The organism is Tumidithrix helvetica PCC 7403, from assembly GCF_965232925.1.
Classification (GTDB): Bacteria; Cyanobacteriota; Cyanobacteriia; order Pseudanabaenales; family Pseudanabaenaceae; genus Tumidithrix; species Tumidithrix helvetica.
The window spans coordinates 172,026-197,969 of the sequence record NZ_CBDDRA010000001.1; the positions used below are offsets into that span (position 1 = coordinate 172,026).

Annotated in this window: 24 protein-coding genes; 9 read left to right on the forward strand and 15 right to left on the reverse strand. The window is 46.5% G+C overall.

Translation table 11 applies throughout. The features are described 5' to 3' along the window. Positions 1–314: 314 nt before the first annotated feature. Together ACP2WE_RS00760 and ACP2WE_RS00765 are read left to right on the forward strand one after the other, a co-directional pair. The gene (locus ACP2WE_RS00760; RefSeq protein ID WP_425213699.1) at positions 315–3,143 is read left to right on the forward strand and encodes a COG1470 family protein; all 2,829 of its coding nucleotides are present in this window, start codon (positions 315–317) and stop codon (positions 3,141–3,143) included. 52 nt (positions 3,144–3,195) lie between these two features. Then, the gene (locus ACP2WE_RS00765; RefSeq protein WP_425213700.1) at positions 3,196–4,626 is read left to right on the forward strand and encodes a pentapeptide repeat-containing protein; all 1,431 of its coding nucleotides are present in this window, start codon (positions 3,196–3,198) and stop codon (positions 4,624–4,626) included. Between the two features lie 291 nt (positions 4,627–4,917). On the opposite strand, the gene ACP2WE_RS00770 is transcribed toward ACP2WE_RS00765, so the two are convergent. From ACP2WE_RS00770 to ACP2WE_RS00780, 3 genes are all read right to left on the reverse strand, one after another. Next, on the reverse strand, positions 4,918–5,724 hold the full coding sequence (locus ACP2WE_RS00770) for a cobalamin biosynthesis protein (RefSeq protein ID WP_425213701.1): 807 nt from the start codon (positions 5,722–5,724) through the stop codon (positions 4,918–4,920). 33 nt (positions 5,725–5,757) lie between these two features. After that, positions 5,758–6,612, reverse strand: a complete 855-nt coding sequence (locus tag ACP2WE_RS00775) for a hypothetical protein (protein WP_425213702.1) — start codon at positions 6,610–6,612, stop codon at positions 5,758–5,760. Between the two features lie 114 nt (positions 6,613–6,726). Continuing rightward, a complete protein-coding gene (locus ACP2WE_RS00780) occupies positions 6,727–7,809 on the reverse strand; it encodes an Mrp/NBP35 family ATP-binding protein (RefSeq protein WP_425213703.1) in 1,083 nt (360 codons plus the stop codon). 199 nt (positions 7,810–8,008) lie between these two features. Here ACP2WE_RS00780 and ACP2WE_RS00785 point away from each other — a divergent pair, with 199 nt between their 5' ends. After that, a complete protein-coding gene (locus ACP2WE_RS00785; RefSeq protein ID WP_425213704.1) occupies positions 8,009–8,332 on the forward strand; it encodes an STAS domain-containing protein in 324 nt (107 codons plus the stop codon). A gap of 41 nt (positions 8,333–8,373) precedes the next feature. Here ACP2WE_RS00785 and ACP2WE_RS00790 read toward each other — a convergent pair whose 3' ends face one another. Together ACP2WE_RS00790 and psbP are read right to left on the reverse strand one after the other, a co-directional pair. Beyond that, positions 8,374–9,576: a PP2C family protein-serine/threonine phosphatase gene (locus tag ACP2WE_RS00790; RefSeq protein WP_425213705.1), complete on the reverse strand. Its 1,203-nt coding sequence runs from the start codon at positions 9,574–9,576 to the stop codon at positions 8,374–8,376. Positions 9,577–9,619: 43 nt separating this feature from the next. Continuing rightward, positions 9,620–10,162: a photosystem II reaction center PsbP gene (gene psbP / locus ACP2WE_RS00795; RefSeq protein WP_425213706.1), complete on the reverse strand. Its 543-nt coding sequence runs from the start codon at positions 10,160–10,162 to the stop codon at positions 9,620–9,622. A gap of 385 nt (positions 10,163–10,547) precedes the next feature. Between psbP and ACP2WE_RS00800 the strand changes: the two genes are divergently transcribed. Further along, positions 10,548–10,754 carry a hypothetical protein gene (locus ACP2WE_RS00800; RefSeq protein WP_425213707.1) on the forward strand — a complete coding sequence of 69 codons (207 nt, stop codon included), beginning with the start codon at positions 10,548–10,550 and terminating at the stop codon, positions 10,752–10,754. A 165-nt stretch (positions 10,755–10,919) separates the two neighbouring features. On the opposite strand, the gene cbiB is transcribed toward ACP2WE_RS00800, so the two are convergent. Further along, on the reverse strand, positions 10,920–11,954 hold the full coding sequence (gene cbiB / locus ACP2WE_RS00805) for an adenosylcobinamide-phosphate synthase CbiB (protein WP_425213708.1): 1,035 nt from the start codon (positions 11,952–11,954) through the stop codon (positions 10,920–10,922). Positions 11,955–12,019: 65 nt separating this feature from the next. Between cbiB and ACP2WE_RS00810 the strand changes: the two genes are divergently transcribed. Next, positions 12,020–13,165: a glycosyltransferase family 4 protein gene (locus tag ACP2WE_RS00810; protein ID WP_425213709.1), complete on the forward strand. Its 1,146-nt coding sequence runs from the start codon at positions 12,020–12,022 to the stop codon at positions 13,163–13,165. A gap of 3 nt (positions 13,166–13,168) precedes the next feature. Here the strand turns inward: ACP2WE_RS00810 and rpsU are convergent, their stop codons facing one another. The 4 genes from rpsU to ACP2WE_RS00830 form a co-directional block, all read right to left on the reverse strand. After that, positions 13,169–13,357 carry a 30S ribosomal protein S21 gene (rpsU, locus tag ACP2WE_RS00815; RefSeq protein WP_330484283.1) on the reverse strand — a complete coding sequence of 63 codons (189 nt, stop codon included), beginning with the start codon at positions 13,355–13,357 and terminating at the stop codon, positions 13,169–13,171. A 239-nt stretch (positions 13,358–13,596) separates the two neighbouring features. After that, positions 13,597–14,544, reverse strand: a complete 948-nt coding sequence (locus tag ACP2WE_RS00820; protein WP_425213710.1) for an aldo/keto reductase — start codon at positions 14,542–14,544, stop codon at positions 13,597–13,599. Positions 14,545–14,808: 264 nt separating this feature from the next. Next, entirely contained in the window at positions 14,809–14,919 is a 111-nt protein-coding gene (locus ACP2WE_RS00825; protein WP_330484281.1) for a photosystem I reaction center subunit VIII, read from the reverse strand. A gap of 152 nt (positions 14,920–15,071) precedes the next feature. After that, positions 15,072–15,563, reverse strand: a complete 492-nt coding sequence (locus ACP2WE_RS00830) for a photosystem I reaction center protein subunit XI (protein ID WP_425213711.1) — start codon at positions 15,561–15,563, stop codon at positions 15,072–15,074. Between the two features lie 148 nt (positions 15,564–15,711). Here ACP2WE_RS00830 and ACP2WE_RS00835 point away from each other — a divergent pair, with 148 nt between their 5' ends. Together ACP2WE_RS00835 and ACP2WE_RS00840 are read left to right on the forward strand one after the other, a co-directional pair. Next, a complete protein-coding gene (locus tag ACP2WE_RS00835) occupies positions 15,712–16,002 on the forward strand; it encodes a BolA family protein (protein ID WP_330484279.1) in 291 nt (96 codons plus the stop codon). Positions 16,003–16,010: 8 nt separating this feature from the next. Next, positions 16,011–16,649, forward strand: coding sequence for a lysophospholipid acyltransferase family protein (locus ACP2WE_RS00840; protein ID WP_425213712.1), 639 nt, complete (start codon positions 16,011–16,013; stop codon positions 16,647–16,649). Positions 16,650–16,771: 122 nt separating this feature from the next. On the opposite strand, the gene glmM is transcribed toward ACP2WE_RS00840, so the two are convergent. The 3 genes from glmM to ACP2WE_RS00855 all read right to left on the reverse strand — a co-directional run bounded on the left by glmM (position 16,772) and on the right by ACP2WE_RS00855 (position 19,088). Next, complete coding sequence (glmM, locus tag ACP2WE_RS00845) at positions 16,772–18,157, reverse strand: phosphoglucosamine mutase (protein WP_425213713.1); 1,386 nt, start codon at positions 18,155–18,157, stop codon at positions 16,772–16,774. A 134-nt stretch (positions 18,158–18,291) separates the two neighbouring features. Further along, positions 18,292–18,810, reverse strand: a complete 519-nt coding sequence (locus ACP2WE_RS00850) for a hypothetical protein (RefSeq protein ID WP_425213714.1) — start codon at positions 18,808–18,810, stop codon at positions 18,292–18,294. A gap of 143 nt (positions 18,811–18,953) precedes the next feature. Further along, positions 18,954–19,088 carry a hypothetical protein gene (locus tag ACP2WE_RS00855; protein WP_425213715.1) on the reverse strand — a complete coding sequence of 45 codons (135 nt, stop codon included), beginning with the start codon at positions 19,086–19,088 and terminating at the stop codon, positions 18,954–18,956. A gap of 156 nt (positions 19,089–19,244) precedes the next feature. Here ACP2WE_RS00855 and typA point away from each other — a divergent pair, with 156 nt between their 5' ends. Beyond that, a complete protein-coding gene (typA, locus tag ACP2WE_RS00860; RefSeq protein ID WP_425213716.1) occupies positions 19,245–21,038 on the forward strand; it encodes a translational GTPase TypA in 1,794 nt (597 codons plus the stop codon). A gap of 174 nt (positions 21,039–21,212) precedes the next feature. Continuing rightward, complete coding sequence (locus ACP2WE_RS00865) at positions 21,213–21,812, forward strand: Uma2 family endonuclease (protein ID WP_425213717.1); 600 nt, start codon at positions 21,213–21,215, stop codon at positions 21,810–21,812. Between the two features lie 110 nt (positions 21,813–21,922). Here ACP2WE_RS00865 and ACP2WE_RS00870 read toward each other — a convergent pair whose 3' ends face one another. Both ACP2WE_RS00870 and eno read right to left on the reverse strand, forming a co-directional pair. Continuing rightward, positions 21,923–24,193 (reverse strand): pentapeptide repeat-containing protein, encoded by a 2,271-nt coding sequence (locus ACP2WE_RS00870; protein WP_425213718.1) that lies wholly within the window; start codon positions 24,191–24,193, stop codon positions 21,923–21,925. Positions 24,194–24,517: 324 nt separating this feature from the next. Continuing rightward, the gene (gene eno, locus ACP2WE_RS00875) at positions 24,518–25,816 is read right to left on the reverse strand and encodes a phosphopyruvate hydratase (RefSeq protein ID WP_425213719.1); all 1,299 of its coding nucleotides are present in this window, start codon (positions 25,814–25,816) and stop codon (positions 24,518–24,520) included. Positions 25,817–25,944: the final 128 nt, after the last annotated feature.

The following is a 25,944-nucleotide window of genomic DNA, read 5'->3' on the forward strand; positions in this document are numbered from 1 at the left end:
TTTATAAAAACGCATAACATTTCCATCAAACGTATCGTAGTCGAATACTTCACAAGATCAATGATTGAAAACCACTTCCAACAACATACCCTCTTCACAGTTCAAAGTTTGTTGTGCCATAGGCACAGGTTTTCTCATTGTCGATGATTATGCTCAATCCTTTTATCAGACAATTTATTGTTTTGTCAAACAGAAGCCTGTGCAAAGATCTCTTTCTCGGAGAACGGTGTTGGTAACGATCGGATCTATCTAGAGGTGTGAATTAATTCATGAGAGGAGATCAACCGAGCTATTCTAGGGAAAGCAGTGCAAATGTGGCAACAGAACCCGATTCTGGCGTTAGTATAGTCGATATCCTTACTTTACCGACCAGACAGCAGCAAATCGTCAATTGGATTATTCGCCGCAAAGAATGCGGATTGTCTGAAGTTGCCAGCCAAATTGCTGAAGATGAAAACCTAGTTCGGGCTGAACTTGAGGCGCTCGTAGCACAGGGTTTTTTACAAGAAACTCGAATTTTAGGTGAGACGCTCTACTCGATTAAACTTGCGGCAAAACGGCAAGCAAACTCTGCGAGTCCCTCTTCTAAACAAACACTTACACCTGGTAAGCCCCTCTCTACGATTATTAATCCTTCTGGTGAAATCGTGGTGACGCCGGGGTCTGAGTTTGAGCTTTGCGTCACGATCACCAATCAAGGCAACCAGAGTGCCATCATTGATGTTTACCTTGACGAAGTCTCGGGTCTTTTGCGGCAATGGTGCGCATCGCCGTTTGAACGGCTTGCCCTGAGCTACGGTCAAAGTAGCGAGGTTGTCTTTTTGATTCAGATTCCACCTGAGGCAACTCCCAATACTTATAACTATCTGCTAATCATTGATGCACCTCAACATTATCCTGAAGACACGCCAATTCAGCATTTGGGAAGAGTTACGATCGCCGCATCCGTACAGGATGTCGTTAAAGTCAACGATCCTACCTTTAGACTGCTGCCTCGCACCAGTTCAGATACCCCCCATCCTCTCCAACCCAACGAACCCTTTCAAGTCACGGTCACCGTTTTAAATCGCTCCGATCGCGTCGATCGCTTTCGAGTGTCTTGTCCAGAACTCGATACAAAATGGCTGACGATTCATTATCCCGAAGGTCTACCCTCCCTAGGAATTATTAATGCTGCTGATGGGTTGCAGCTTAATCCAGGCGATCGCGGCGATATTCGACTGACAATCAAACCTCCGATCGATACTTGGGCTGGCGTTTACGCTCCTACCATTCGCCTGCATTCATCCAATAGTCCCGAGTTGATGCTTTTGGATGTGATTTACATAGAGGTATTGCCGACCTACCAGATTGACGTCGAGTTGCTAACGTTGCTGGGTCGAGTCAAACGCCAACCGGGGCTCTACGATCTTCGTATCCATAACCGCAGTAACTTGATCCGTGAAGTCACATTTCAGGCAAGAAGCACCGATCAAGTCGATCTATGTACCTACGCATTTGCACCTGAGTCGGTGAAGATCTTGCCCAAGGGAGGCGTGAGAATCAGTCTCCAAGTTCAACCTACTGAGAAATGCAAGCCCCGCTTTTTTGTGGATCGTTACCTTCCCTTTATGGTAGAGCTTGAGGATAAGGAAGGTTTTCCATTACTCAACAACCGCTACCCTGGTATTTTAATGATGGAAGCTCGCCCTTGGTGGCAGTTTCTCTTGTTACTCCTGAGCATTTTAGGAACTATTGGCTTCATTATCTTCTTGATTTGGTGGTTCTTTTTTCGTCCGCCTGCCAGTCCGCAGGTTGTGGAGTTTGCCTCCGAAGCAAATTCCTATCGTGAAGTCGAAGGAGAAGCCGTACGCCTGAGATGGCGCATTACCAACCCTAACCGTTTGCAAGAGGTGGCGGTTTTAGGCATGTCACCCGATGGCAAAATCATCAGCGCTCCTGTCACCTACAACTTTAGTCAGGGCATTCCCGCCGAATTAAAGAAAAACTGTACGATCGAGCAAGTCCTGATTTGCCAAAATGTACCGACAGACGCCCATAAAGCGGGTAGTTATGTGTTTGAGTTAAAGTTAGTACCTAAAGATGCCAAAGGCGTACCCGTTGCTACGATCAAAACCAGTACAGTTTTAATCGATCCCATTCCTTCTCCTAAAATCGCTGAGTTTGCCTCAACCCGCCCCCTCTACGCCGAACTCAAACCTCCTACAAAGGGAACGAATTCTAATACCAACGCAAATACCAACGCAAATACCAACACAGCGAAGGATTCCTCTACAAGCACGGTAACCACTGCTAGTTCTGCACCTTCACAAAATCCCACGCCATCCTTGCCGAATACTGTCGCTCTCATCCCAAACGATCCAAAAGCCGATCCGAAAAACCCGCCACTTCCCAAAGGACTGATTCAGTTGAATTGGAAGATCGATAACTTTAGACAGCTTAAAGGCGTGACGATCGTAGGGCGATCGCCTGAGGGTGAAGTCAACAGCCCCCCTGTAACCTATGACTTTAGCCGAGGTATTCCTAAGAACTTGCAACCGCTCTGTAAAGTTGCCCAAGACCAACTTGTCTGTCAAAGCGTGCCTACCGATGCCCTCAAGCCCGGGAGCTATGTGTTTGAGCTAACTACAACTTCTAGACAGATCCCTCAAGATCCTAAAGCTCCTCCAGAAGCCAAGAAAACAGACACGATTAAGATTGCACCCTTACCTTCGCAAGTTTTGGAACTCAAGGTCAACGGACAGGAAGCATTACCCCAATATTCCTTTAATGTTACACCTGATATTCCTACAATCTTGACGATTAGTTGGAAAGTAGAAGGATCCGCTGCAATGAAGGTCGAACTGCTACCTGCGCCAGGTACAGTACCCCCGGTAGGTCAGGCAGCGATTACCCTCAGTCCTCAAACCGCATCCGAGAACTACGTGTTGCAGGTAACAGGGGCAGATGGCGAGAAGGTGGTGCGCTCCTTTGTCGTCCAGACGATCGCCCCCCTCCAAGTTCCACCCTCAGCGGATGCGAAGACCGCACCACCTATACCTCCTGTCCCTGAAATTGATTCTCCGCTCGTGCCTAGCGATCCATCGGGTCGTCCTAGAAGCGATTCCCTTTCTCCTTCTGAGTTGCCACCTCGGAGAAATTAAGAAATGAGTTGCATTACCATTTATGTGTCGACACAGGACTAGATTCAACCTTATGCAAACAGAAGATTGGTTAGCGCCCTGCGATTCTAAAATGGCGGATCGCCGCAAAGGACAGAAAAGGAGTTGGGCGGGAGTAGCGATCGCCTTACTCTGTGCCCTTAGCGTGAATCCCACAGCAGTCTTGGCTTACAACCAAAGCCATGTCGATCAACTGATCAAAACCCGCGCCTGTGCCGAATGCGATTTGCCCAATGCTCGACTGGGGGGAGCCGAACTCAACAGTGCAAATTTAAGAGAAGCCGACCTCAGATATGCCGATCTAAAGGCAGCAAAGCTAGAAGGGGCAAACCTGACGGCGGCAAATATGATCGGCGCTGACCTTAGGGAAGCGCTGCTTTCAGGGGCAAAGCTAATCGGAGCCAATATGCTAGAGTCCAAGCTAGCAGGAGCGAACTTCTTTCGGGCTAATTTGAAATTAGTCAATCTGGAACGGGCAAATCTCAGTCAAACTGTGTTACGGAATGCCAATTTGGAGCAAACCAACATCAGCAATGCCAAACTCGATGGGGCAAATCTCGATGGAGCGAATTTGCGATTAGCCGATTTACAAAAGTCCGATCTGAGCAACGCTCGCTTTAAGCATGCCAATCTGACACGAGCCAACTTGGAGGGAACGAATCTATCAGGAGCGACCTTGGAAAGCGCTAACTTAGCAGGAGCAAGCCTCGCGGGAGCAAATCTATTTCACACCGATCTGAGGCATAGCAAAATTGATGGCGATACGGCTTTCGATCCCAAATGGTTCCTAGTCTGGAAGGTGGCGAACCAACGCCTAGAAGGTCAAAGCCTTGTCAAAGCTGACCTGTCTGGCGCAAATCTGGAAAAAGCCAGTCTCGAAGGAGCAAACCTCGAAGAGGCAAATCTATCGCAAGGCTATCTGTTTATTATCAACCTGCGGCGGAGCAACCTCACCCGCGCCAATTTAACTACTTCCAACCTGCGCTATGCCGACCTGAGAAATGCCACCATGGTTGAAGCCGATCTGGGCGGAGCACAGCTCTATAACGCCAATCTAGAGGGAGCCGACCTGCGCCTAGCCAACCTAAGAGAGAGCAAAATCAATCTGGAGACTGTGCTCGATCGCAAGTGGCGCATTGTCTGGGAAATCGTTAATATCGGTGCGGAAAATCGCAATCTCGCTGGTGCGGATTTGGCAGGCGCAAACCTAAAGCTAGCAAGACTGAGAGGCGCAAGATTAACCGAAGCTAATCTGAGAGGCGCTAATCTGAGCGGAGCCGATTTAGTCGGCGCTAATTTGCTCAAAGCCGATCTATCAGGAGCCGATCTATCAGGAACCAATTTGCGGGCTGCTACCCTGAACGGCGCAAATTTACGCGGGGCAAATTTAGAGGGAGTTTTGCTCAATCAGACCAGCTTATGCGGAGCCATTATGCCCGATGGAGAAGTCAAACGCTGCCAATAGCCATTTGTGATGAGCGTCTAAAAGATCGTGAAGAGTAATCCACCTTTGTGACAATTTGCCTATCCATGTTGATAAGACAATACACTTGCATTACCTTTGCTTTAAAGTTTATACCAATTTCTCTTGAATTTGTGGCAGATCGGGTTCTGGGTTCCGCGCTCTGCGCGGTCTTTTCAAAAAGATGCGTTGCATCATTTTTTGAAAATGGTATCAGCTTTACACCAAACACTAACGGTTTTTTTTTCATCTTACCGCAACAATAGCAATTCTCGGTCAGGAAAATATCAGATTTTATGCCCTTTTGATATATTCTCTGGTTGCCAATGCGATCGCCACAGTCACCGATCCTTTTTGATTGGGTTGCTTGAATATCTGTTTGGGTATAAGTAGGCAATTTGACCTCTCCCCAACCCCTCTCCTCAAAGGAGAGGGGCTTATATTTTCTTGCTCCTCTCTCTCCTTGTAGGAGAGAGAGGTTGGGAGAGAGAGGTCAATTTCCATTACAGTCAAGATTGCAGCAGCTTCTGACACGCTAGGCGTTCCGACTTCTCGATCTACGGATGAATTAGGATTGGGTACTGCGATCGCACGAAGACTCTCTGAACTATAGAAACGTAAAGGCAGATCGCGATCGCGACAAAATTCTAACAAACCAACTTCATCCGCCTTGCGATCGATGGTGGCAATCCCCGCGATCGCTTGTTCCGATAAGTGGCGAGAACGGCAGGCGATCGCGATCGCCTCTGCGATTGTTTGTGCGGATGTACCGCGTTCGCAACCCATTCCTATCCATAACACCCTCGGATGCCATTGTACTTTAGGGAAATCCGACTCAGGCGAGAACCGTCTTTGAATGTGGCTAATCCAAACTCGCGCTTTAGGCGAAGGAGTCGTATCGTAAATTTCAGGAAAGCCAAATTGAAAAGAATGTCCCTCTGGCAGATGCGTTTGCCAAAGCGTGGAACCAACCTCTTGAATTACCTGAATCGGCTCTCGACGGGCGATCGCATCGTTCACAGCCTGCCAATTCCCAGAACCACGTTGCCAACCAAAAGGTTCGCCTAACGTCTTTATATCCAGCAATTCCATATCACCCATTGGAACTCCGATGGAAGCTTGTGGAATCAATCGTTAGGAATCTGCGATCGCTTCAACTTTGGGTTCTATTTTTGCTTCTACTTGAGTCTCAATTTTAGGTTCTGCGATCGCTTCAATGGTTGGTGTACTAATCGTTTTAGCGCCTACCTCCACAGCAATTTTTGTGTCAACTTGCAGGGTTGTTTGCAAGGGTTTTTGCAGGTTTTTGGGCAAATGCACAATAACGTCACTGCCTTGACACATAGACTTAAGCTTATCGACAAACAACGAAGATTCTGCAAATAGCTGCATATTTTCTAGCGCGGAGCGATAAACATCAGAGACATGTGGGGGAACCTGTGCAGGAGGCAAAGATCTAGAGGGAGATGCTGGAATCGAGTTTTTGCTTGGCTTGGCTGCGATCGGCTGCTCTTGTTGGCGACTAGATTTAGGGAGGGGTATGCGCTCTGAGAGATTTTGAGTGGCAGTGTTTTGAGAGGGCGAAGGTATGGAACGACTTACACCCTTTGATGTCTCAGGTTTAGGTATTTCAGGCTTTACTGGTTCGCTCTTAGGCAGTTCAGCTTTAACGGTTTTCGCTTTATCCGTTGTATAGGTGACTTTTTGAGGATGATTAGAGAAAGCGGCGGGGAGCTGCGTCACAAAGTCACCGCAAACTAAACGCTCAAATTCTCGATTAAACCGACAATGAGGTTCTCCTTTACGCTCCCAAAAGGTCAAAATCTGGTTAACAGATACTGCCTTATAGCGTCCCTGAAATAAAGATTCTACGATCGCGAGGCGAACCCAGCTAGATTCGTATTTACTCCACACTCGGGCGAGATCGTCAGTCGTGTAACCGCCGAGGTCAAAGCTATAGTATTGCAACATGGCAATTACAGTGTCCATGAGGCCTCACGGGATTCTTACTAGAGTTGAGCCAACAATTTTCATAATTGACTGTCTCACTATATTACATTGCTGCGATTCTAGCTATTATTTCAGGCAATCCAATGGCAAAAACTAAGCTCCTGGCGTTGAAACCTTGAGTGCGATCGCTTGAGCAATTGCTTTTAAAGCCTTTGCCGAAGCAGATTCAGGATGGCTGAGCGTGATGGGAATGCCGCGATCGCCACCTTCTCGCAGCCCAATTTCTAAAGGAACGCAACCCAACAAAGGTAAACCTAGCTCTGCGGCAGTTTTTGCCCCACCCCCTGAGCCAAAAATGTCATATTGCTTATCGGGCATGTCAGGAGGAATAAAGTAGCTCATATTCTCTACAATCCCTAACACGCGCACGTTCAGACTTTGGAACATCTTGAGTCCTTTACGCGAATCTAATAGAGAAACGGTTTGGGGCGTTGTCACAATGATTGCCCCAGCGATCGGGACGGACTGCGTTAGGGTTAACTGAGCATCTCCCGTTCCTGGAGGCATATCGACGATCAAATAATCGAGCGTGCCCCAGTTGGCTTGATATAAAAACTGACGGATGACACCATTTAGCATGGGGCCTCGCCACATCACAGGCTGATCTTTTTCGATCAAAAATGCCATTGAGATCATCTTCACCCCATGATTAAATGCTGGTTCGACAATATCTAAGCCATCGGCGTTTTTGGTTACTTGAATCTGTGCTGCATCCATACCCAACATTACAGGGACATTGGGCCCATAAATATCCGCATCAAGAATGCCTACCTTTGCCCCCATCTCTGCCAACGTAACTGCCAAATTTACAGCGACAGAGGTTTTACCGACACCACCTTTGCCACTAGAGACAGCAAGAATGTGTTTCACTCCTTCAATTCCCACGCCAGTTGCTACGCTGGCAGCTGAATCTTTAGCGATCGCTGGCGTTTCGGTAATAACTTTCACCCAAACGTCATTCACGGCGGGTAAAGTCTTTATTGCGCTTTTACACTGTTCGATCAGAGCATCTCGATACGAACTACTGGGATTTACCAAGCTAAAACTCACGACACCAGATGGTTTGACAGCAACATCCCGAATCTTATTGAGATCGACTAAGCTTTTTTTCTCTTGAGGTTCTAGGATCGAAGTAAGTACTTGGAGAATTTTTTCGGGACTAGGTAATTCGGACATGAATGGAAACCTGATGACATTGCTGTAGATATTTTGACCCTTGTTGCCACGTTTGCCAAATATGAACTGCCCCTCGTCGATGAAATTAAGAGAACAATGCCGGTGAGTAACTGGTATAACTTAACTACTGAATAGTTTGGCAATTTGAGATTTATGCTTAATTTTGTTATCTTCAGTAAGTCACATTCGGAGTCAACGCATGAGTGCTGAAATTGAAATTCTTGAACCATCTGGACGCTTAGATGTCACTAGTGCGGGTCAATTTCGCCGTCAAGTTAGTCAAATTTCTACCAATAAGCCTAAGTTTTTACTGATAGATCTCAAGAATATTAGCTTTATGGATAGTTCTGGACTAGGCGCACTGGTTTCAGCTTTAAAAACAATGCGTAGTGTCGATGGCGACATGGCGATTTGTTCTGCTAGCGAACAAGTACAGATGTTGTTTGAGCTAACGAGCATGAGCAAAATATTTAAAATCTATGCTAGTCGCGATGAGTTCAACGCAAAGGTTGGAGCAAATTAGGAAGGGATCATAATTTTTCGACCTAGGCAGTACTCAACCTTCTACCTCACAAAACGAACTTCGAGCAAAGATAGGTCGTCGTCAAGATTGTGTTGCCCAGTTTTGTTAACTTTTTTAGCACAACTTAAGGCATAGTCAATCGGTGAATTTTCGCCGTCAGGTGGCTGTAACCCTACAGGGAATCTCAATAGGGCATCAACCAGGGCGTCAATTCCCCAGATACTGTCATCTTCTAGGGGAATTTCATAGGCGCCGTCACTAAATATATACAAGGAGCTACCAACTGTGATGTCACAGAAGGCTTCCTCATATTCGACATCAGGCATCATGCCAATCGGCAACCCGAATGTTTTAAGCTGTTGTACTAAGCGATCGTCAGACCGAGGCTCTGCTTGAGAACTGTCTGGATTAATTAAAATCGCTGGAGGATGACCACCACTGGCATAGGTGAGTCTGCGGGTATTTTTGTTATAAACGCCATACCAGATCGTAAAATACATCTCTTGGTGATCTGACATTTGAAAGTTGGTGTTTAGATCGCTTAAGACTTCACTGGGCTTGCGAAAATTAGTTGCCTCTAAAGGGTGCGTGCGACTGCGTAGTCCTCTGGTGCGTAATAGATTTAAAACGGATACTGAGAGTAAAGCCGAGCCCACCCCATGCCCTGAGACATCTAGCAGGTAAACCACAAAATTTTCGTCATCTAACCAGTAATAGTCAAAACAATCTCCGCCTAGCTGCGTGGAGGGCAAAAAGCAAGAATGGATGGAAACGTCGTCTTCTAGGTCGGGCGGCAAAAGCGATCGCACATATTCCGCAGCCTGTGACAATTCGTTTTCCAGCAATTGCTTTTGCAGCTGTAGATCGTGATTTGCTTGATACAAACGTAGACCCGCTCTTACCCTTGCTTTTAACTCATTAATTCGGGGTGGCTTGGCTAGAAAATCATCAGCTCCAGTTTCGAACCCTTGCACTAAATCCCCTTCTTGATCTCGTGCTGTCAACAAAATAAAGTATGTATTGGCTAGCTCAGGGGTTGCCTTGACACTGCGACAGACTTCTAGCCCGTCGATCACTGGCATCATCCAGTCACAGATAATCAGTGACGGATGTAGGCTTTTTGCCATGCGCAATCCTTCTCCACCATCTGCCGCCAAAACCACTTCATAGCCCTGATTTTTGAGTGACCTTGATAAGGTCAGACGCATAGTTGGGTCATCATCAATAATCAGAATTTGAGACATACAGAGATTTTTATCCTTCGGGTTTAATATCTCATTATTTAGGCTATTCGACTAAAAAAGAGCTTGCGACCCTGTAAAACAGATCTTTCACTTTAGTCCAACGGCTTTCAAGGCTTGAAACACTCAATGTATAAAGGTTACCGCGATTTGCCGAAACACTGACTAAGTCGTGACGAAACTCTCCATTGGTTCGTTTTACCGCATATTCTAATAAATAGTAAGGTCTGCCATTCTGGTCGCGTTGTTCGGCGCTAAGTAATTCAGCTTCTCGCCCAGAACCTGGTGCCGCAATCACACGCTTTTGCAAGCGTAACCCAACATCCTTAGCATCGCCAATATCTTGTAAGTTCTTGACACTTTCAAGTTTACTAATCACCACAGAGACAATTTCTGATGGCTCAATGATGTCGTGAAATAAGACATCCGGGCCATCTTTTAGCTTGGTTTCTAGCCAGCCATTAGGGTAGAGAAATCGGTAGCCATCTTTGCTGTCAACAAAAGGTACTAAGCCACTTGTAGGGGTAACACAGCCACTTAGACAAAAGGTAAGCACCACCATTAAGGCGCAGACAGCACGTTTTAACATAAGACTCTAAACTAAAAAATTTAAATAAGATTGGGAATGAATAACTTATACAAATTCTGAACGACTAGGTTGCCTGACTAGATTCATGTTGCATAACGCTTCTAGCATATCGTATTGGTTGTAGAGAAACCTATACTCAACAGACATTAGGTGTTTTAAAGTACGTTTCCTAATTGAGTTTGGCGTTTTTTCTTAAAACATTAACCGAAGTTCTAACCTTAGATTGATGCCTCGTTGAGTAAAATTAACGCTGTTTCTGCGATCGCAATATAATTTAATTAAGTAATACAGCGAAACATTACGGTTCATTTCAAAGTTAGGAGGCATTCCTACCGACCGTGATAGCTTCTATTTATAAGTTAGACGATTTATTAAGCAACTTCACATGAGAGAACAAATCCTCGATCGTTTTGATTTGATCGGTCGCCAAGAAGATTTGAGCGAGTACGTGGCGCACTTACAACTGCACATGGCTTTACAAGCTCGTAATCTCGTACCTTCTTTGCATGGCGATCGCTCTTCTGTTGACAGTCGTAGTCAACTTTTACAGCAGACCCAAGCTGATTTCGAGAAATTTGCCTCGCGCCAGTGAGATTTGGCTCACCATCCTGAAATCCCGAACTAAATAATTAGAGAGCCTGCTTTGTCCGCAACGATGCGATTCAATTGCAGGCTTTTTATTGGCTTTATTTCTATAGTCAGGAGATGGCGCGTGCAGAATATTTCGCATATAAGCAGTTCCTCGATTGGCAAGAATCTACTGAAAGCCAAAAGCTGAAAACTGAAAACTGAAAACTGACCACTCACAAGCTACTGACCGCACAGCTACCAAGCATAGAAGGAACAGGAAACTCCAACGCATTAGCTGTAAAGCTTGGTGAATGACTGCAACCGTTATGGGTTGATTTGGATCTCCCAAAAGCGGTTTGACATTCGTAACACCTTTGTAGGTGTTATTCCCACCCAATTGCACACCTAAGGCAGCAGCAAATACGCACTCACTCCAACCTGAGTTAGGGCTAGGATCGTGAGGGGCATCTCTCTGGCAAATACGCCAGATATTTAGAGGATTTTGACGCATCATTAACATGCTTAAAATTGCCACAATGATTACGGTCAAGCGACAGGGCAGCCAACTTAAAACATCCTCTAATTTGGCGCTAAACCAGCCGATATGGGTATAGGGTTCTCGTTTATAGCCAATCATCGAATCCAGCGTACTAGCGGCTTTATAGGCTAGGGCTAGAGGCACTCCCCCGATCGCGGCATAGAACAGCGGGGCAATCACACCATCGGTGCAGTTCTCTGAAACGGTTTCTAAGACTGCGCGTAAGATGTCTGGCGATTCCAGATTATCCGTATCCCTACCCACATAGAGGCTCAGAACAGCTCTGGCTTGTTGGATCTCCCCTGCCTCTAAGGGTTCGAGCGCAGCGATCGCGGCATCTCTAAGACTCCTGCCTGCAAAACAGCTTGCCAGTAGAATGCTCTCTATGCCAATCCCTAGCAAGCGATCGAGGCGATAACATACCTGCACGATAATTCCACCGATCGCTGCCACACCAACAAGCAAGACTAGGTTGAGCCCTATGCCCGCCAGTTTCTGACCTAGGGGCGTTTTAATATTTTTGAGGATGATGTTTTTCCCAAAAGCGATCGCCCATCCCATCGCCTGCACTGGATGCGGAAAGCCCCAAGGATCGCCAATGAACCAGTCTAAGAAGCACGCAATGAGTAAAGGCAAAATTCTCAAATCGGTAAGATCGCTGACAGAAAATGGCAGATTAATCATCACTTCTAATTCATTTACTCTGCTATGCTTGCAAGCATAAATGTCTCAGAATAACAAGTTGGTCAATGCTGCATCAAGATGCTGCTCCTTACCTAGTCTCTTTTGTAGTGTCAGCGTTAGTTGTATGGCTTAGTACACCCCTGATTCGCTCCATTGGCTTAACAGCGGGAGTGACAGATAAGCCTAACGATCGCAAGATGCACACAACACCTGTTGTTCGTCTCGGTGGGGTCTCGATTTTTTTAGGCAGTCTCTGTGCCCTTTTACTGGTTTGGTGGATTGGCTGGTTTGGCACCATACCCACATTCAAGGAATATGAAATTTGGGGGGTAACGATTGGTGGTGCTGCCTTCTTTTTACTTGGCTTAGCAGACGATCTATTCGATCTACCAGCTATAGCTCGTCTGTTTATGCAGTTAGCGATCGCTGCCGCTGCCTGGAAAGTTGGCGTCAGAATTGACTTCGTTTCCATTCCGTTTATTGGCATTATCAAGTTTGGGGTTTTTAGCCTACCGATCACCATGCTTTGGTTAGCGGGCATGGCAAATGCGATTAACTGGATTGACGGTTTAGATGGTTTGGCAGCAGGGGTAACGACGATCGCGGCTGCGGTTTTACTGGTAACTAGTTTATTTATGCAACAGCCCGGAGCGGCTTTGATTGCGGCGGCACTTGCGGGGGGCTGTCTAGGTTTCTTACGCTATAACTTTAAACCTGGAAGCTCAGCCGAAATCTTTATGGGGGATGGGGGAGCCTATTACTTAGGATTTACCCTAGCAGGGGTGAGTATTATCGGCTTAGCAAAAAGTGTTGCCACCGTAGCCGTTTTACTGCCCTATATCATTTTGGCAGTGCCAATTCTGGACGGTTCGATCGTGATCTTGCAGCGCATTAGCAATGGGCAATCTCCGCTATCAGCGGGTAAACACCATCTACATCATCGTTTGGTTAAAGCTGGGGTATCAAAGCGCCTAACCGTGTTATTTATCTATGCTCTGACTTTATGGGTGGGTAGCATTGCGATCGCAATTTCGGGCTTACCTGCGGGTGGAACCTATGCGATTGTCAGTACATTTCTTATGTTATATGCCTGTTGGCAAGTGTGGCTGAGAATCAACGCACATCTTGCCAAAAGACAAAGAGAGCATCAAAAAACGATGGCAAAGTTACCGCCATCTTCATCGGATCTCCCTAGACAAGAAAATGATTAGGCATTAAGACGGCCGACGAAACCGACCTTTGCGCTTGGCATTTTCAGCTTTGCGCTTGCGCTTTTCGCCTGCTGTCTCATGAAACTGACAGCGACGGATATCTGCCAGTAGTCCAGCTTTCTGGATTTTCTTTTTAAATCTGCGTAATGCAGACTCGATGCCTTCATTTTCTCCAACAATAATTTGAGTCATTTTCCTAGATATGCAAAATCACGCTGTAAGTGTTACGCAAGTTTTTTGTTTATAGCAGCATTCAGAGCTGTAAGGATGTGTTTAAAAGTAAGCTTGCAGAGTTACCTCTGCTTGAGAGCATCGCCCACGAGTCTTGCTTTAACAGTCTTTATTGAATCTGAAATTTGGTACTGCTGTTTGGGTCTTTTTCTCAGTTTAATAGTTTATGACTAAAAGTGAATCCATGACTCATCATGACTTTACTTTTTCCATGCCGCACTCGTGCGTGACAATTGACCAACATCAACTGGATCGAGTTTCCAGCCCAATGCACCAGCATTTTGCGTTGCTTGCTCTCCAGTTTTAGCACCAGGAATGGGGATCACATTTCCTTGGGCAATTAGCCAATTCAGCGCAACTTGAGCAGGGGTGCGATCGTATTGCGTGGCAATTTGTTGAAGTAACTTTAATAAAGGCGTCAGTTTGGCTAAACCATCTGCCCCAAACCGACTATCGAGTTTTCTTGCCCCAGTAGGGGGATTTGTAATCGTGTATTTTCCTGAGAGTAAACCTTGGGCGAGAGGACTATATGCCAAGATCGTCACACCTAGCTCCTTAGCTGTGTCCAAGATCCCGTTTGTCTCAATCTTTCGTGCCATTAATGAATATTGCACCTGATTCACCGCAAGGGGGATGCCCCTAGAAGCAAAATAAGCATGGGCTTCTCGCATTTGCTCGGCGGAGTAATTGCTCACCCCCACAGCCGTAATTTTGCCTTGCTTCACTTCATCCGCGATCGCATCGATTAAGGTCTTCTGACTCATCAAAAAGCTAACGGGTTGATGGATCTGATACAGATCGATTTTTTTGAGCTGTAAGCGCTCTAAACTCGCGGATAGTGCCTTTTTTACAGCTTTAGCACTAACGCGACAGGGAAGGGGCATATACTTGGTAGCGATCGCTAAGGAACCAGCAGGACTACTTTTAATCAACTTCCCTAATATGCGCTCAGACTCACCCAAGCCATAGACCTCGGCTGTATCAAACAGGGTGATTCCTGCAGCGATCGAGGCATCATAGGCTGCTTTTATCTGCTCTAGACCATAGTCTTGTCCATAGGTCCAAAAAAACTTATCGCCCCAAGCCCAAGTCCCCACACCAAGAGGGGTAACTTGCAGCCCTGTTTTACCAAGCGTAATCGTTTCCATAGATTTTCAATAGAGGTTAGCGCGATAGTTGGTTTAGTGACTTCTAGTTCTATTAACCTGTTGTCAGTAGAAACCTTTTTATACTGCGTTACTGCGATTGCCTAACACACCCTACTGGACTGACAGGGCTAATGAAGTGCAAATTCCCAAAAGTTTTACACACCACTTTAGGCTTGTCCTACCACTACGGAAGGATTATCTATAGCAAAGCTACCTAACCATCAGGCTAGGTAGCTCTTAAAAAGAAACTTTTCAATCGCCAAATTAGCGTTCGATATAGAAGAACAACATACCCATGGTAGCTGCGGGCAAGAGCCAGCAAACAATAGGGATCAAAATCCAAGGAAGATAAGAAGCTGCGTAAGAACCTGTCATGTTAAAAATTCCTTACTAGGGTTGTTAGTAGAATGTTCAAATCGTTACAGAGATCTGGGGAAATATACTAGCTGTAGTCAGTGAAAGAATATATTCTTCATTGAGCTTACTTTGCGTAGTAGTTCACCCACTTTTACTGTAGCTGACTAAATTTAATTGACTAAACCACGAAAAATCGCATCAACAACTGAGAGATTTTGGATTAAAAAGTAGGCAACAAAAGCACCACCTGCGCCACCGACAAAAAATCCACCAGCAAATTCGCTCCAGCCTTCGGCTGTTTTAATGCGATCGGGGCTAGAATATGCTGCTAGCGTATCAGGAGCAGATGCAGAGCTATTTCCCAAAGAAACAGACCCATGGGCAGATAGAGCTACAGTGGCAATTAGAACCAACGTAACAGCCGAGACGAAAGCGCCAATAGCAGCAAACTCAGAGTCACGGAGGGGACCAAACTTATACCAAGGACCAAGCAAGAAATATCCATGGGCTAAACCAACTTCCAATCCTCGCGTTAAGGGTGATAACCCTTTGCGATAGGCAGGCAAATTACCGATAAAAGCTCTAGTAAATGCAGAATCGCTGATTGGGGTAGATAGATTACCCTCTTGGGGATCGCCTTTATATGGTTTGATGTAGTCCATAATTTATCTATAAGTACAAAAAGGATTTGATCTCACATTCTAGAGAATATGTAATTCTGAAGTTGCATCTTCAAGCGAGATCGTTAGAAAAGTTCACAGTCGATCGCTATGGGGCATCCGATCTTTTCAAAATATCAGCCAATCAATTATGAAAACACTCAATCAAATTCAAGCGATTCTACAAGAAAAGTTACAAGCGGAATATGTAGAAATTACCGATCGTAGCCACGAGCATCAGCATCATAAAGGGCGTATGGATGCCCCTGTCGGAAGCGGTCACTATGATGCTGTAATTGTATCGAATTTGTTTTTAGGTAAGACGATCATGCAACAACATCGTATGGTGTATGAAGCTTTGTCTGAGCAGATGCAAACGACGATTCATGCGCTCTCTCTTAAGACCTACTCTCCTAAACAGTGGTCAGCGATCGATCATTAACTTATTTCATGACAACAGAACGAGAACCCAAAATTAGCTTAGCCCTGTATCACTTGTTTAAGTGGTCAGTCGTCAGTCCAGCTTTACATATCTGCTTTGGTGCCCGTATTTACGGGGCGGAGTGCGTACCCCAAAAGGGTCCTTTAATTGTCGTAAGTAATCATGCCAGTGATTTTGACCCGTTAATCGTATCCAATTGCGTGGGTCGCCCCGTAGCCTACATGGCAAAAGAGGAATTATTTCAAATACCCGTACTTAAAACCGCAATAAAGCTATATGGGGCATATCCTGTCAAACGCGGGTCAGGCGATCGCGCTGCCATTCGAGCCGCTTTAGAATCTTTAGAAAATGGCTGGGCGACAGGGGTGTTTTTACAAGGAACTCGCACACCCGATGGACGCATTACCGATCCAAAACTGGGGGCTGCATTGATTGCAGCAAAAACACAGACCTCACTTTTACCGATCAGCGTCTGGGGAACAGAGAAAATATTACCGAAGGGAGCTAAATTCCCGCGCCTCCACGCTGTCACCATTCGCATGGGAGGGTTAATTCCCCCCCCTGCTTCGGGCGATCGCGCTGACCTAGAGGCAACCACCAAACGATGTGCCGATACGATCAACGCCCTACACGCTCAAGGACGTTAGTTGAATTGGGATAGGGGGCTAGGCTTAATTTTCGCACCCTAAATCCCCCAATTCTGGGAGGCTTTAAGAGATTTCTCCTCAAGAATTGGGGACTTAGAGTTGTTGATCGTAACGTTGCAAAGTTAATGAACCAAGTGCTGCTGAATTAACTGACTGAGATGATCTGTCCAATGCTGTGCTAGATCGAGGGTTTCTGCCTCCACCATGACGCGCATCAGAGGCTCTGTTCCCGAAGCCCGCACCAGTACCCGTCCGCGATCGCCTAGATCGTGGGTAGCACAATCGATCGCTTGCACGATCGGATCGCAGTTTTGCCAGTGCCGCCGCACTTCCCGATCTTCAACACGCACATTCTTTAAGAGTTGTGGGAAGGGCTTAAAGCTCTGTTGCATCAACTCAGATAGAGGCGATCGCAGTTTGACCAAGGCGGCAAGATGTAAAGCCGTCAGCAAGCCGTCCCCACTCACCCCATAGTGCCGACACAGGACATGACCAGACTGTTCGCCACCCAGCATTGCGCCCGATTTCACCATCTCTGCATGGACGTACTGATCGCCAACGGGCGTCCGTAGCATTTGTCCGCCTAATTTTTGCCATGCCCGCTCAAACCCAAGGTTAGCCATCACAGTCGTAACAATGGAAGCATTGGGTAAACGCTCGGAATGGAGCAGTTCCTGTCCCCATAAATAGAGGATATAGTCACCATCGACAACTCCCCCATGACCATCTACCGCTAAGACCCGATCGGCATCGCCATCAAAGGCAAAGCCCATATCCGCTCCCAATTCTTTGACTGCTTCTTGCAGAGGCTGTAGGTGCGTTGAGCCGCAGTTGACGTTAATTCGTTCGCCAAGGGGGCGATCGTGCAAGCAAATTACTTCTGCACCTAGACTTCTAAAAATATCAGGTGAAACCTTGGTTGCCGAACCCCATGCTAAATCCAAGACGACCTTGATGCCCCGTAAGTCTGTTTGAATCGACTGTTGCATTGATTCTTGATAGAGCGAAATAAGCTGCGATCGCTCCTTGTAGCTGCCCCAATGATGCGTCTCTTGAGCAGTTTGAGTTGTATTGCGATCGCTGTTACAGCGATCGTTGTTCATCATGAGCGATTCAATCTGGGCTTGCAATTCGCTACTGAGTTTTGTGCCGTCCGCATCAAAAAATTTAATACCATTATCTTCAGGTGGATTGTGACTGGCTGAAATCATCACACCACCAATGATTTCGGGCATTTTCGCTGCTAAAAAAGCCACAGCAGGGGTGGGGCACAGACCTAAATTCCACACATCTAAACCTGATGCTGTCAGTCCTGCTGCTAAGGCAGCAGATAGCATATTGCTCGAAGTCCGAGAATCTTGCCCGATCGCAATTACATGACGATTGGCACTACCTAGCGCGCGATCGCGAAGAATTTTCCCTGCACTCACTCCAACTTCGAGGGCTAGCTGGGCGTTAAGAAACGTCCCAACATGACCGCGTATGCCGTCTGTACCAAATAATTTCATGTAATTCACCCTTCACACTCTGCCTAAGTCTGCCTATATTTGATTACCCATGTCTCACTGTTGTCAAGCACAATGCCCCACAAATACTCCTTTAGTTAGACTCTGTACCGACAACTTAGGTTTCAATTCGAGATTTATGAAACGCTCTGTGCGATCAGCGATCGGATCACCTTTTTTGTGCGATCGGAATTAAATATCTCCTGCAACTTCTCATATAGCTGGGTTTCATTGTGAACGATCGTGCCTGGTAGGTTGCTGTTGCTACCCACCACTGCAATATTTTTACCAGTTGGTGGTGAAAGCTCTGATGGATTCACAATTCGTGCTGGATACTCAGGTTCAATTGCGTGATGAATATAAAATAATTTGTAACGATACTCAATAGATGGGACTTTAATATAAAAGATGTTGGTAATGTTATTAGGCAATGTTTGAGGGGCTTCTATACCAAATCTCTTTAATGCTTCAGTTGGTAAACGAACTGAGACGATTCCACCTTCAAATGCTTCCGATATAACTTCTCCCTTTAAAACATCTTTAGTTAATTGGCTTAGCATCACTGCTTGCTGACGTAAAATCGCAACTATTCCAGTTTCGTCAGGTTTTCCTACTAAATCCTCGGGCCATAAATTTCTAGGATTAGTCTGTGCCATCGTTGGTATTACCTCTCTGTGTTTATAAATTTAATCTGAACAAAAGTGGTAAGTGATCGGAAAAATTCGTGCTGTTTGGAGTTGAGCTATTTGGAGTTAGAAAACTTTGCTGTCCATCTGTGGTGAGTATTTGTAAAAATTCTTCATCCCAATAACCAAGTAGGTCTGGGCGAATTAACACTTGGTCGAAGGTATTCCAATTCATGGGCTGCTACCAATCTCGCGATCGCAGGTACGAGATCTTTACCATTTAGGTTCCAGAACAGGAATGTCAGCATTGGCTAGCGTAGCGACTAGGGCAGAATTTTTGCAGAAATTTTAATCGAGTTAAGGTTGCGATCGCAAAGTTAGTTAGGCTTTAACTGTTAAGAAAAGTCAAGCATGACCGATAATAGTAAAGAAATACTAAATTCTAGGAAAATCGGCATACTCTCATGTCTCTCCCCATTCGTAATGTTGCCATCATCGCCCACGTCGATCATGGTAAAACCACACTCGTCGATGCTCTCCTCAGGCAATCTGGGGCATTTAGAGAAGGAGAAGCGCTAGTAGAGTGCGTGATGGACTCCAACGATCTCGAGCGTGAGCGCGGTATCACCATCCTTTCTAAAAATACTGCTGTTAAATACAAAGATACGCTGATCAACATTGTTGATACTCCTGGACACGCAGACTTTGGCGGCGAAGTTGAGCGCGTACTTGGCATGGTCGAAGGATGTTTGCTGATCGTGGATGCCAACGAAGGCCCTATGCCCCAAACTCGCTTTGTGTTAAAAAAAGCGCTAGAAAAGGGTTTGCGTCCTATGGTTGTAATCAACAAGATCGATCGCGAATTTGCCGATCCTCATATTGCGGTTAGCAAAGTTCTCGACTTATTTATCGAACTCGGCGCAGATGACGACCAGTGCGATTTCCCATACCTATTCGCTTCAGGTATGGCTGGTTTTGCCAAAGACAAGCTCGAAGATGAAGGTATCGATATGAAGCCTCTATTTGAGGCAGTTTTGCATCATGTTTCCCCACCTGTTGGCGATCCTACAAAGCCTTTGCAGTTGCAAGTCACCACCCTTGACTATTCTGAATATCTAGGTCGGATCGTAATTGGTAAAATCCATAACGGTACGATTACTGCTGGACAGCAAGCCGCTCTGATCTCTGAAGATGGCACAATCACCAAAGGAAAAATCACAAAACTTTTGGGATTTGATGGTCTGAAGCGGGTGGAAATGGAATCCTCTTCTGCAGGGAACATTGTTGCTGTCTCAGGTTTTGCCACGGCTAACATCGGTGAAACGATCACCTGCCCTAACGATCCTCAGGCTCTGCCGATGATCAAGGTGGACGAACCAACGTTGCAGATGACATTCTGCGTTAACGATTCGCCATTTGTCGGACAAGAAGGCAAACTCGTTACGACTCGCCAAGTACGCGATCGCCTCATGCGCGAATTGGAAACGAACGTCGCTCTGCGCGTTCAAGAAGATCCTGAATCACCCGATCGCTTTGCCGTGTCAGGACGCGGTGAATTGCACTTGGGTATCTTGATCGAAACCATGCGCCGCGAAGGGTATGAGTTCCAAGTTACTCAGCCACAGGTTATCTATCGCGAATTCAACGGGCAACTGTGCGAACCCTTTGAATGCCTAGTCCTTGATGTGCCTGAAGACGCTGTGGGTGGATGCATCGAGCGGCTCGGTCAACGTCGCGCTGAAATGGTTGATATGCAAATGTCAGGTGGCGGACGCTCTCAGTTAGAGTTTGTCATTCCTGCCCGTGGACTGATCGGCTTCCGCGGTGACTTTATGCGGGCAACTCGTGGTGCTGGCATCATGAACCATAGCTTCCTCGATTACCGTCCTACCGCTGGCGAAATTAGCGCCCGTCGTAATGGCGTCCTAATCTCCTTTGAAGAAGGCGTCGCCACTGAGTTCTCCTTAAAGAATGCAGAAGATCGCGGTGTGTTCTTTATTAAGCCTGGAACTAAGGTTTATAAGGGCATGATCATTGGGGAAAACAATCGCCCTCAAGACATGGACTTGAATGTATGTAAGAGCAAGCAACTGACCAACATGCGGGCTGCTGGTGCGGATGAGATCGTGCAGTTACAAGCTCCGATCGAAATGAGTCTAGAGCGTGCGCTGGAATACATCGGCCCCGATGAAATGCTTGAGGTCACTCCAGAGTCCATTCGCTTACGCAAAATGACGAAGAAGTTCGCTAGACGTTAATCAAGTTCCATCGAGCGTTTCATTTAAAGATTCAAAAGCCCCAAATAAAGATTTATTCTCTTGATTTGGGGCTTTTGATATACTACCAATATCATCTTGATAGGTTCTGATTTCTATCAACTAGTCGAGCAATTTTTTGATACGAACTTTCTTATTGCTATGGAGGTTTAGGTGATGGCGATCGCATCAGACAAGCATAAAAATCTAGAGTCCGATGTACCTTCAAGCGGAAATGGATTATCCCTTGAGGAGTTCTTAGCTTTGCCTGAGACCAAACCCGCTAGCGATTATATTGACGGTCAGATCTATCAAAAACTGATGCCCCAAGGACAACACAGTACTTTTCAAGTGGAAATTGCAACTGCGATCAACCTGATTGCTAAACCTCAAAAAGTTGCTTTTGCATTTCCCGAATTGCGCTGTACGTTTGGAGGTATATCGATCGTCCCTGATATTGCCGTAATGCGTTGGGAAAATATTCCTTTCTTGCCGAATAAACGAGTTGCTAATCAAATTTTGGTTGCTCCTGATTGGATTATTGAGATTTTCTCGCCAGACCAGTCAACTTTACGGGTGATGAATAAAATTAGTTCGGCGATTACGAACGGTTCTCAGCTTGGTTGGCTTATTTCTCCCGATCGAGATTTGATTATGGTCTACGATGGCGATCGCTTTCCTGAAAAAATGAGTGGGAAGGATATTTTGCCAGTTTTGGATGTTTTGGATTGGCAGGTAACGGTAGATGATGTGTTTGATTTGCTATGTTTGGAATAAGTAGAACTGGAAGCTCCTTAATCCCAATTTCTAGGCAAAACTATATTTTAGAACCTGTAAACCTGTCTATCTATTTCAGGAAATCGATCGGTGGGTTTGCTTAAAGACTTTTAAGCGATCGCTTTGATCTCGCGGATATATTCGTGTTCGCTAATTTTGCCCAATTGGAACTTCTCTTGTAGAGCCGCGATCGCTGGTGCGAGTTCCTTTTGCTTTTCCGAGATCGCCTCTTGCAGATCTTGGAACGTTCGTTTGCCTTCGGCTCTAGCATCAGAAAACAGTTCCGTCAGCGTGACTCCATCGATTTCGCAGCCTTCAGCAAAATATTGATTCGCCAGATTCCCAATTGCCCAAGTCATGCTAAATGCCGTAGAACCGCTAATGATGCTTCCTGCTACGGGAATCAGGAGAACGATATTGGAGAGGGCAATCCTCGCTGCGGTTGCGCCTACGCTGCCAAACACGACCTTATTAAAATCTGGAGAGGCATAGTTGGAGGGATAGCCCCAAATCTTGCCGATTTTTTGAATTAATTCCACTTGATCTTTGTAAATCATCAAATGGCTGACCGTGGCAAATCCGGGCGTGGGCATCGCGCCACCGACAGCATGCATGATTGCAAACAGGCGCACGTTGGTATTTACTGCCAATTCTCGTTTGTCAGGATCGGCGATCGCTTCCATTTGTTCCGAGATCGACAGATTTTGGGCAGCATCGACAATGCCAGTGAGCTTCTCAATGGTCGTATCCGCCAGCTCAAACTTAGCTTGAATTGTCTGCAAGAGTTCCGTTTCAGGCGTACTGACATCGCTATCCGCTTTAGCCATGATGTAAGCAGATTGGTAAAGTTGCTCCTTAATCAGAGGACTATTAATTTTTTCGAGCAGATCGTTCGCAGAGATTCTCTCTTCGAGCAAGCGATCCAGCGTGATGTCTTCGCCCAGATCTAGGGCAGCAATGGCTTCTGTGAGTCGGGCTTTTTCTTGGGCGTCCAAACGATTATCCGCGATCGCCACTTGAATCAAAATCATCAGACAGGCAAAGATCTCTTCGCGATTGATTGCCAAATCTGCCAGTGCTGCTGACTCAAATACACTTGCCGTTTGGCGATCGGCTACCGTAAACAGGCGCGTAAATTCTCCTAGCGTCCAGTCGCCTTGGGTAGGTCGGCGTTCGGCACGCTCTCCCTTTGCCGAAGCAGATTGCAAATAGAGATAGCGGCAGTCAACCTGTTCCAGATTGGTGCTCGAATCAATTGTCCAGCGATCCAGACAGGCTCCCGTGAGCAGGGCACCACCAAAATCTGTGCCCACAGCATTCGCTAGTGTCAGATTCGCTCTTTCTAAGTTCGCGCCCCGCAGCTTAGCCCCTCTCAGATCCACTTCTCTCAAGTTCGCAGCACTCAGATCCGCACCGCTCAAATTCGCACCCCGAAAGTCCACGCCCACGTAGGACTGTTTCCTCCCATTGCCCGTAGTCAAAAGATGCCGTAAGGCAGATTGGCTCAAAATCGAGTTGGGCTCCACTCTTGCTAGAGATAGCTGTTCGGTTTGATAAAAGCGCGATCGCGTCAAAATTGCTTTTCTCAAGTCCGTATTATTCAAATGGGCTTGGGAAAAATCCGCATCGGTAAGGTTAGCATTGCGGAAGCTAGTTCCCAAAACTGCTGCCGTCATCACGGCAAAATTGTGAATGGAAGTGTGTCCCTCATCACCTGCGATCGCTTGCCATGCCACATAGATCCCTAGACCCACTGTACAGAGCGAACTCCATACAGGTGCATCTGCGAATTGACATCCCACTACTGCGGCTACGATCGCGATCGCGCCTGCAAATGCCCCTGCGGTCTTGCCACGCACCATCTCGGCACTTGCCACAATTGCGGCAACCCCTCTCGCGATCGCAAAGGCTAACAGCACGCTCAACGTACTAGTTGCGAGTGCCTCCGCGATCGAGGGTTGAGAACCGACAATCGAACCTGCAATCACCGTTGCTGCCACCATGCCTTTAAACAAAAAACCATCCAGAACGCTGAAACCTTGCCGCAGTGCCACCAGAAAGCCAAAGGCTAAAGCAATCAGCAAAAATACGCTTGGGATAGCAGCAATTCCCGTTCTTGTCAGGGTTTCCCTAGCGATCGCCGTACTCAGGAAAAAAGATAAGATGCCCGTCACGCTAGAGAGCGCAAATAGACCCGTCAAAGCGATCGCTTTGCGCACATCGGTCAGCCCTGCTTTGGCATGGCTAAAATTTGCACCCGTGAGATTCGCACCCGTAAAATCAGCGCTGCGAATATCGGCGCGACTAAAGTTGGCTCCCGTCAGATCTTGTCCTTTAAAAGACCGTCCGCGTAGATATTGCCCTGCAAAGTCTTGTGACATCTTACCTCCAGTCAAAGTAGCTCCCTTATCTTTTCGCGAGTTGGGGATAAGAGAGTCTGAAAACCTATATTTTCTCTTAAAAATGGGTGAGAAAAATCAAAGATCCCTTTTTTCTAAAGGCAAAGTACAGTGGTTAGCATTCAGCGATTAGCGATTAGCTTTTTAAAAGCCTTGCGTAGCCAAGTAATTATCCACAATAGATAGTCTTATTTACTTGACGATTGCTATAACTCCTTGTAGTACACCATAGCCAAACAAAACAAACCCTTTTATTCTAAAGGGTTTGTTTTGCGTGGTTCTAAAATTCTCAACCCGAACTTACGGTTATCTAGCTGGGCCTAAGCCAACTTTGCCTGCATATACAGCTTGGTTGCCTAACTCGGCTTCAATCCGTAGCAGGCGGTTGTATTTGGCAACGCGCTCGCTTCGACAGAGAGAGCCTGTCTTAATCTGCCCCGCACGGGTAGCAACCGCTAGATCGGCAATGGTCGTATCTTCGGTTTCGCCCGAACGGTGGCTAATCACAGAACGGTATTTGTTTTTGTCCGCTGTCGCGATCGTCTCTAGGGTTTCCGTCAAGCTACCAATTTGGTTGAGCTTAATTAAAATCGCACTGGCGCAGCCATCGCGAATGCCTCGGTCGAGGCGAGTTTTATTGGTGACAAACAGATCGTCGCCCACAAGCTGCGTATTACTCAGTTGCGTTGTAATTGCTTTCCAACTCGCCCAGTCTTCTTCCTGTAAGCCATCTTCGATGGAGACAATCGGATATTGGCTCACCATCTTTTCGTAATAAGCGATCGTTTCAGCGGCGCTGTGAGATTTGCCATCAAAGGTGTACTGACCATCTTTATAGAGTTCGTTAGAGGCAACATCTAAGGCAAGAGCAATCTGCTCGCCTGGTTTGTAACCAGCCTTAGTAATTGCATCCACCAAAAGCTCTAAAGCGGCTTGGTTGGACTCTAGGTTAGGGGCAAAGCCGCCTTCATCACCCACGGAGGTGGATAAACCCTTGTCATGCAGTACGGCACTCAAGGCTGCAAAGACCTCTGCCCCGTAGCGCAAAGCCTCTTTAAAGCTCGGTGCGCCCACAGGCACGATCATAAATTCTTGAATGTCAACGTTATTGTCGGCATGAGCACCACCATTCAGCACATTCATTAAGGGGACTGGTAGCAGATTTGCCAAGGGGCTACCCAAATAGCGATAGAGGGGCAGTCCAATAGATGCTGCCGCAGCTTTAGCATTGGCGAGAGAAACTGCCAAAATCGCATTAGCACCCAGCTCGGTCTTGTTGGCTGAACCGTCCCGTTTAATCATGGTGAGATCGATCAGCTCTTGGTTGAGCGCATCTAGCCCTTTTAGTTCGGGCAAAATTTTCTCGTGAATGTTTCGCACCGCGATCAGTACGCCCTTACCGCCATAGCGTTTTTTGTCACCATCGCGCAGCTCATGGGCTTCAAAGCTGCCTGTTGATGCACCACTGGGTACTTGGGCTAGTCCTACCGATCCATCCGCGAGATGTACTTCTGCTTCGACGGTGGGTTTTCCCCGCGAATCAAGAATCTCCCGTGCGGCGATCGCGGTGATTGCTGTACTTTTCGTCGTTGTACTTTTGGTCACTATGACTCGTCCTCTTTTAACAACTATGCCTCAATTTGCTTTCAGATTTTAGCGCTAGATACTTTCAAAAAATGTGCCTATTTTAATATTTGGTTGGGACGGCTTGGGAATTGCGATCGCAGGCTTAA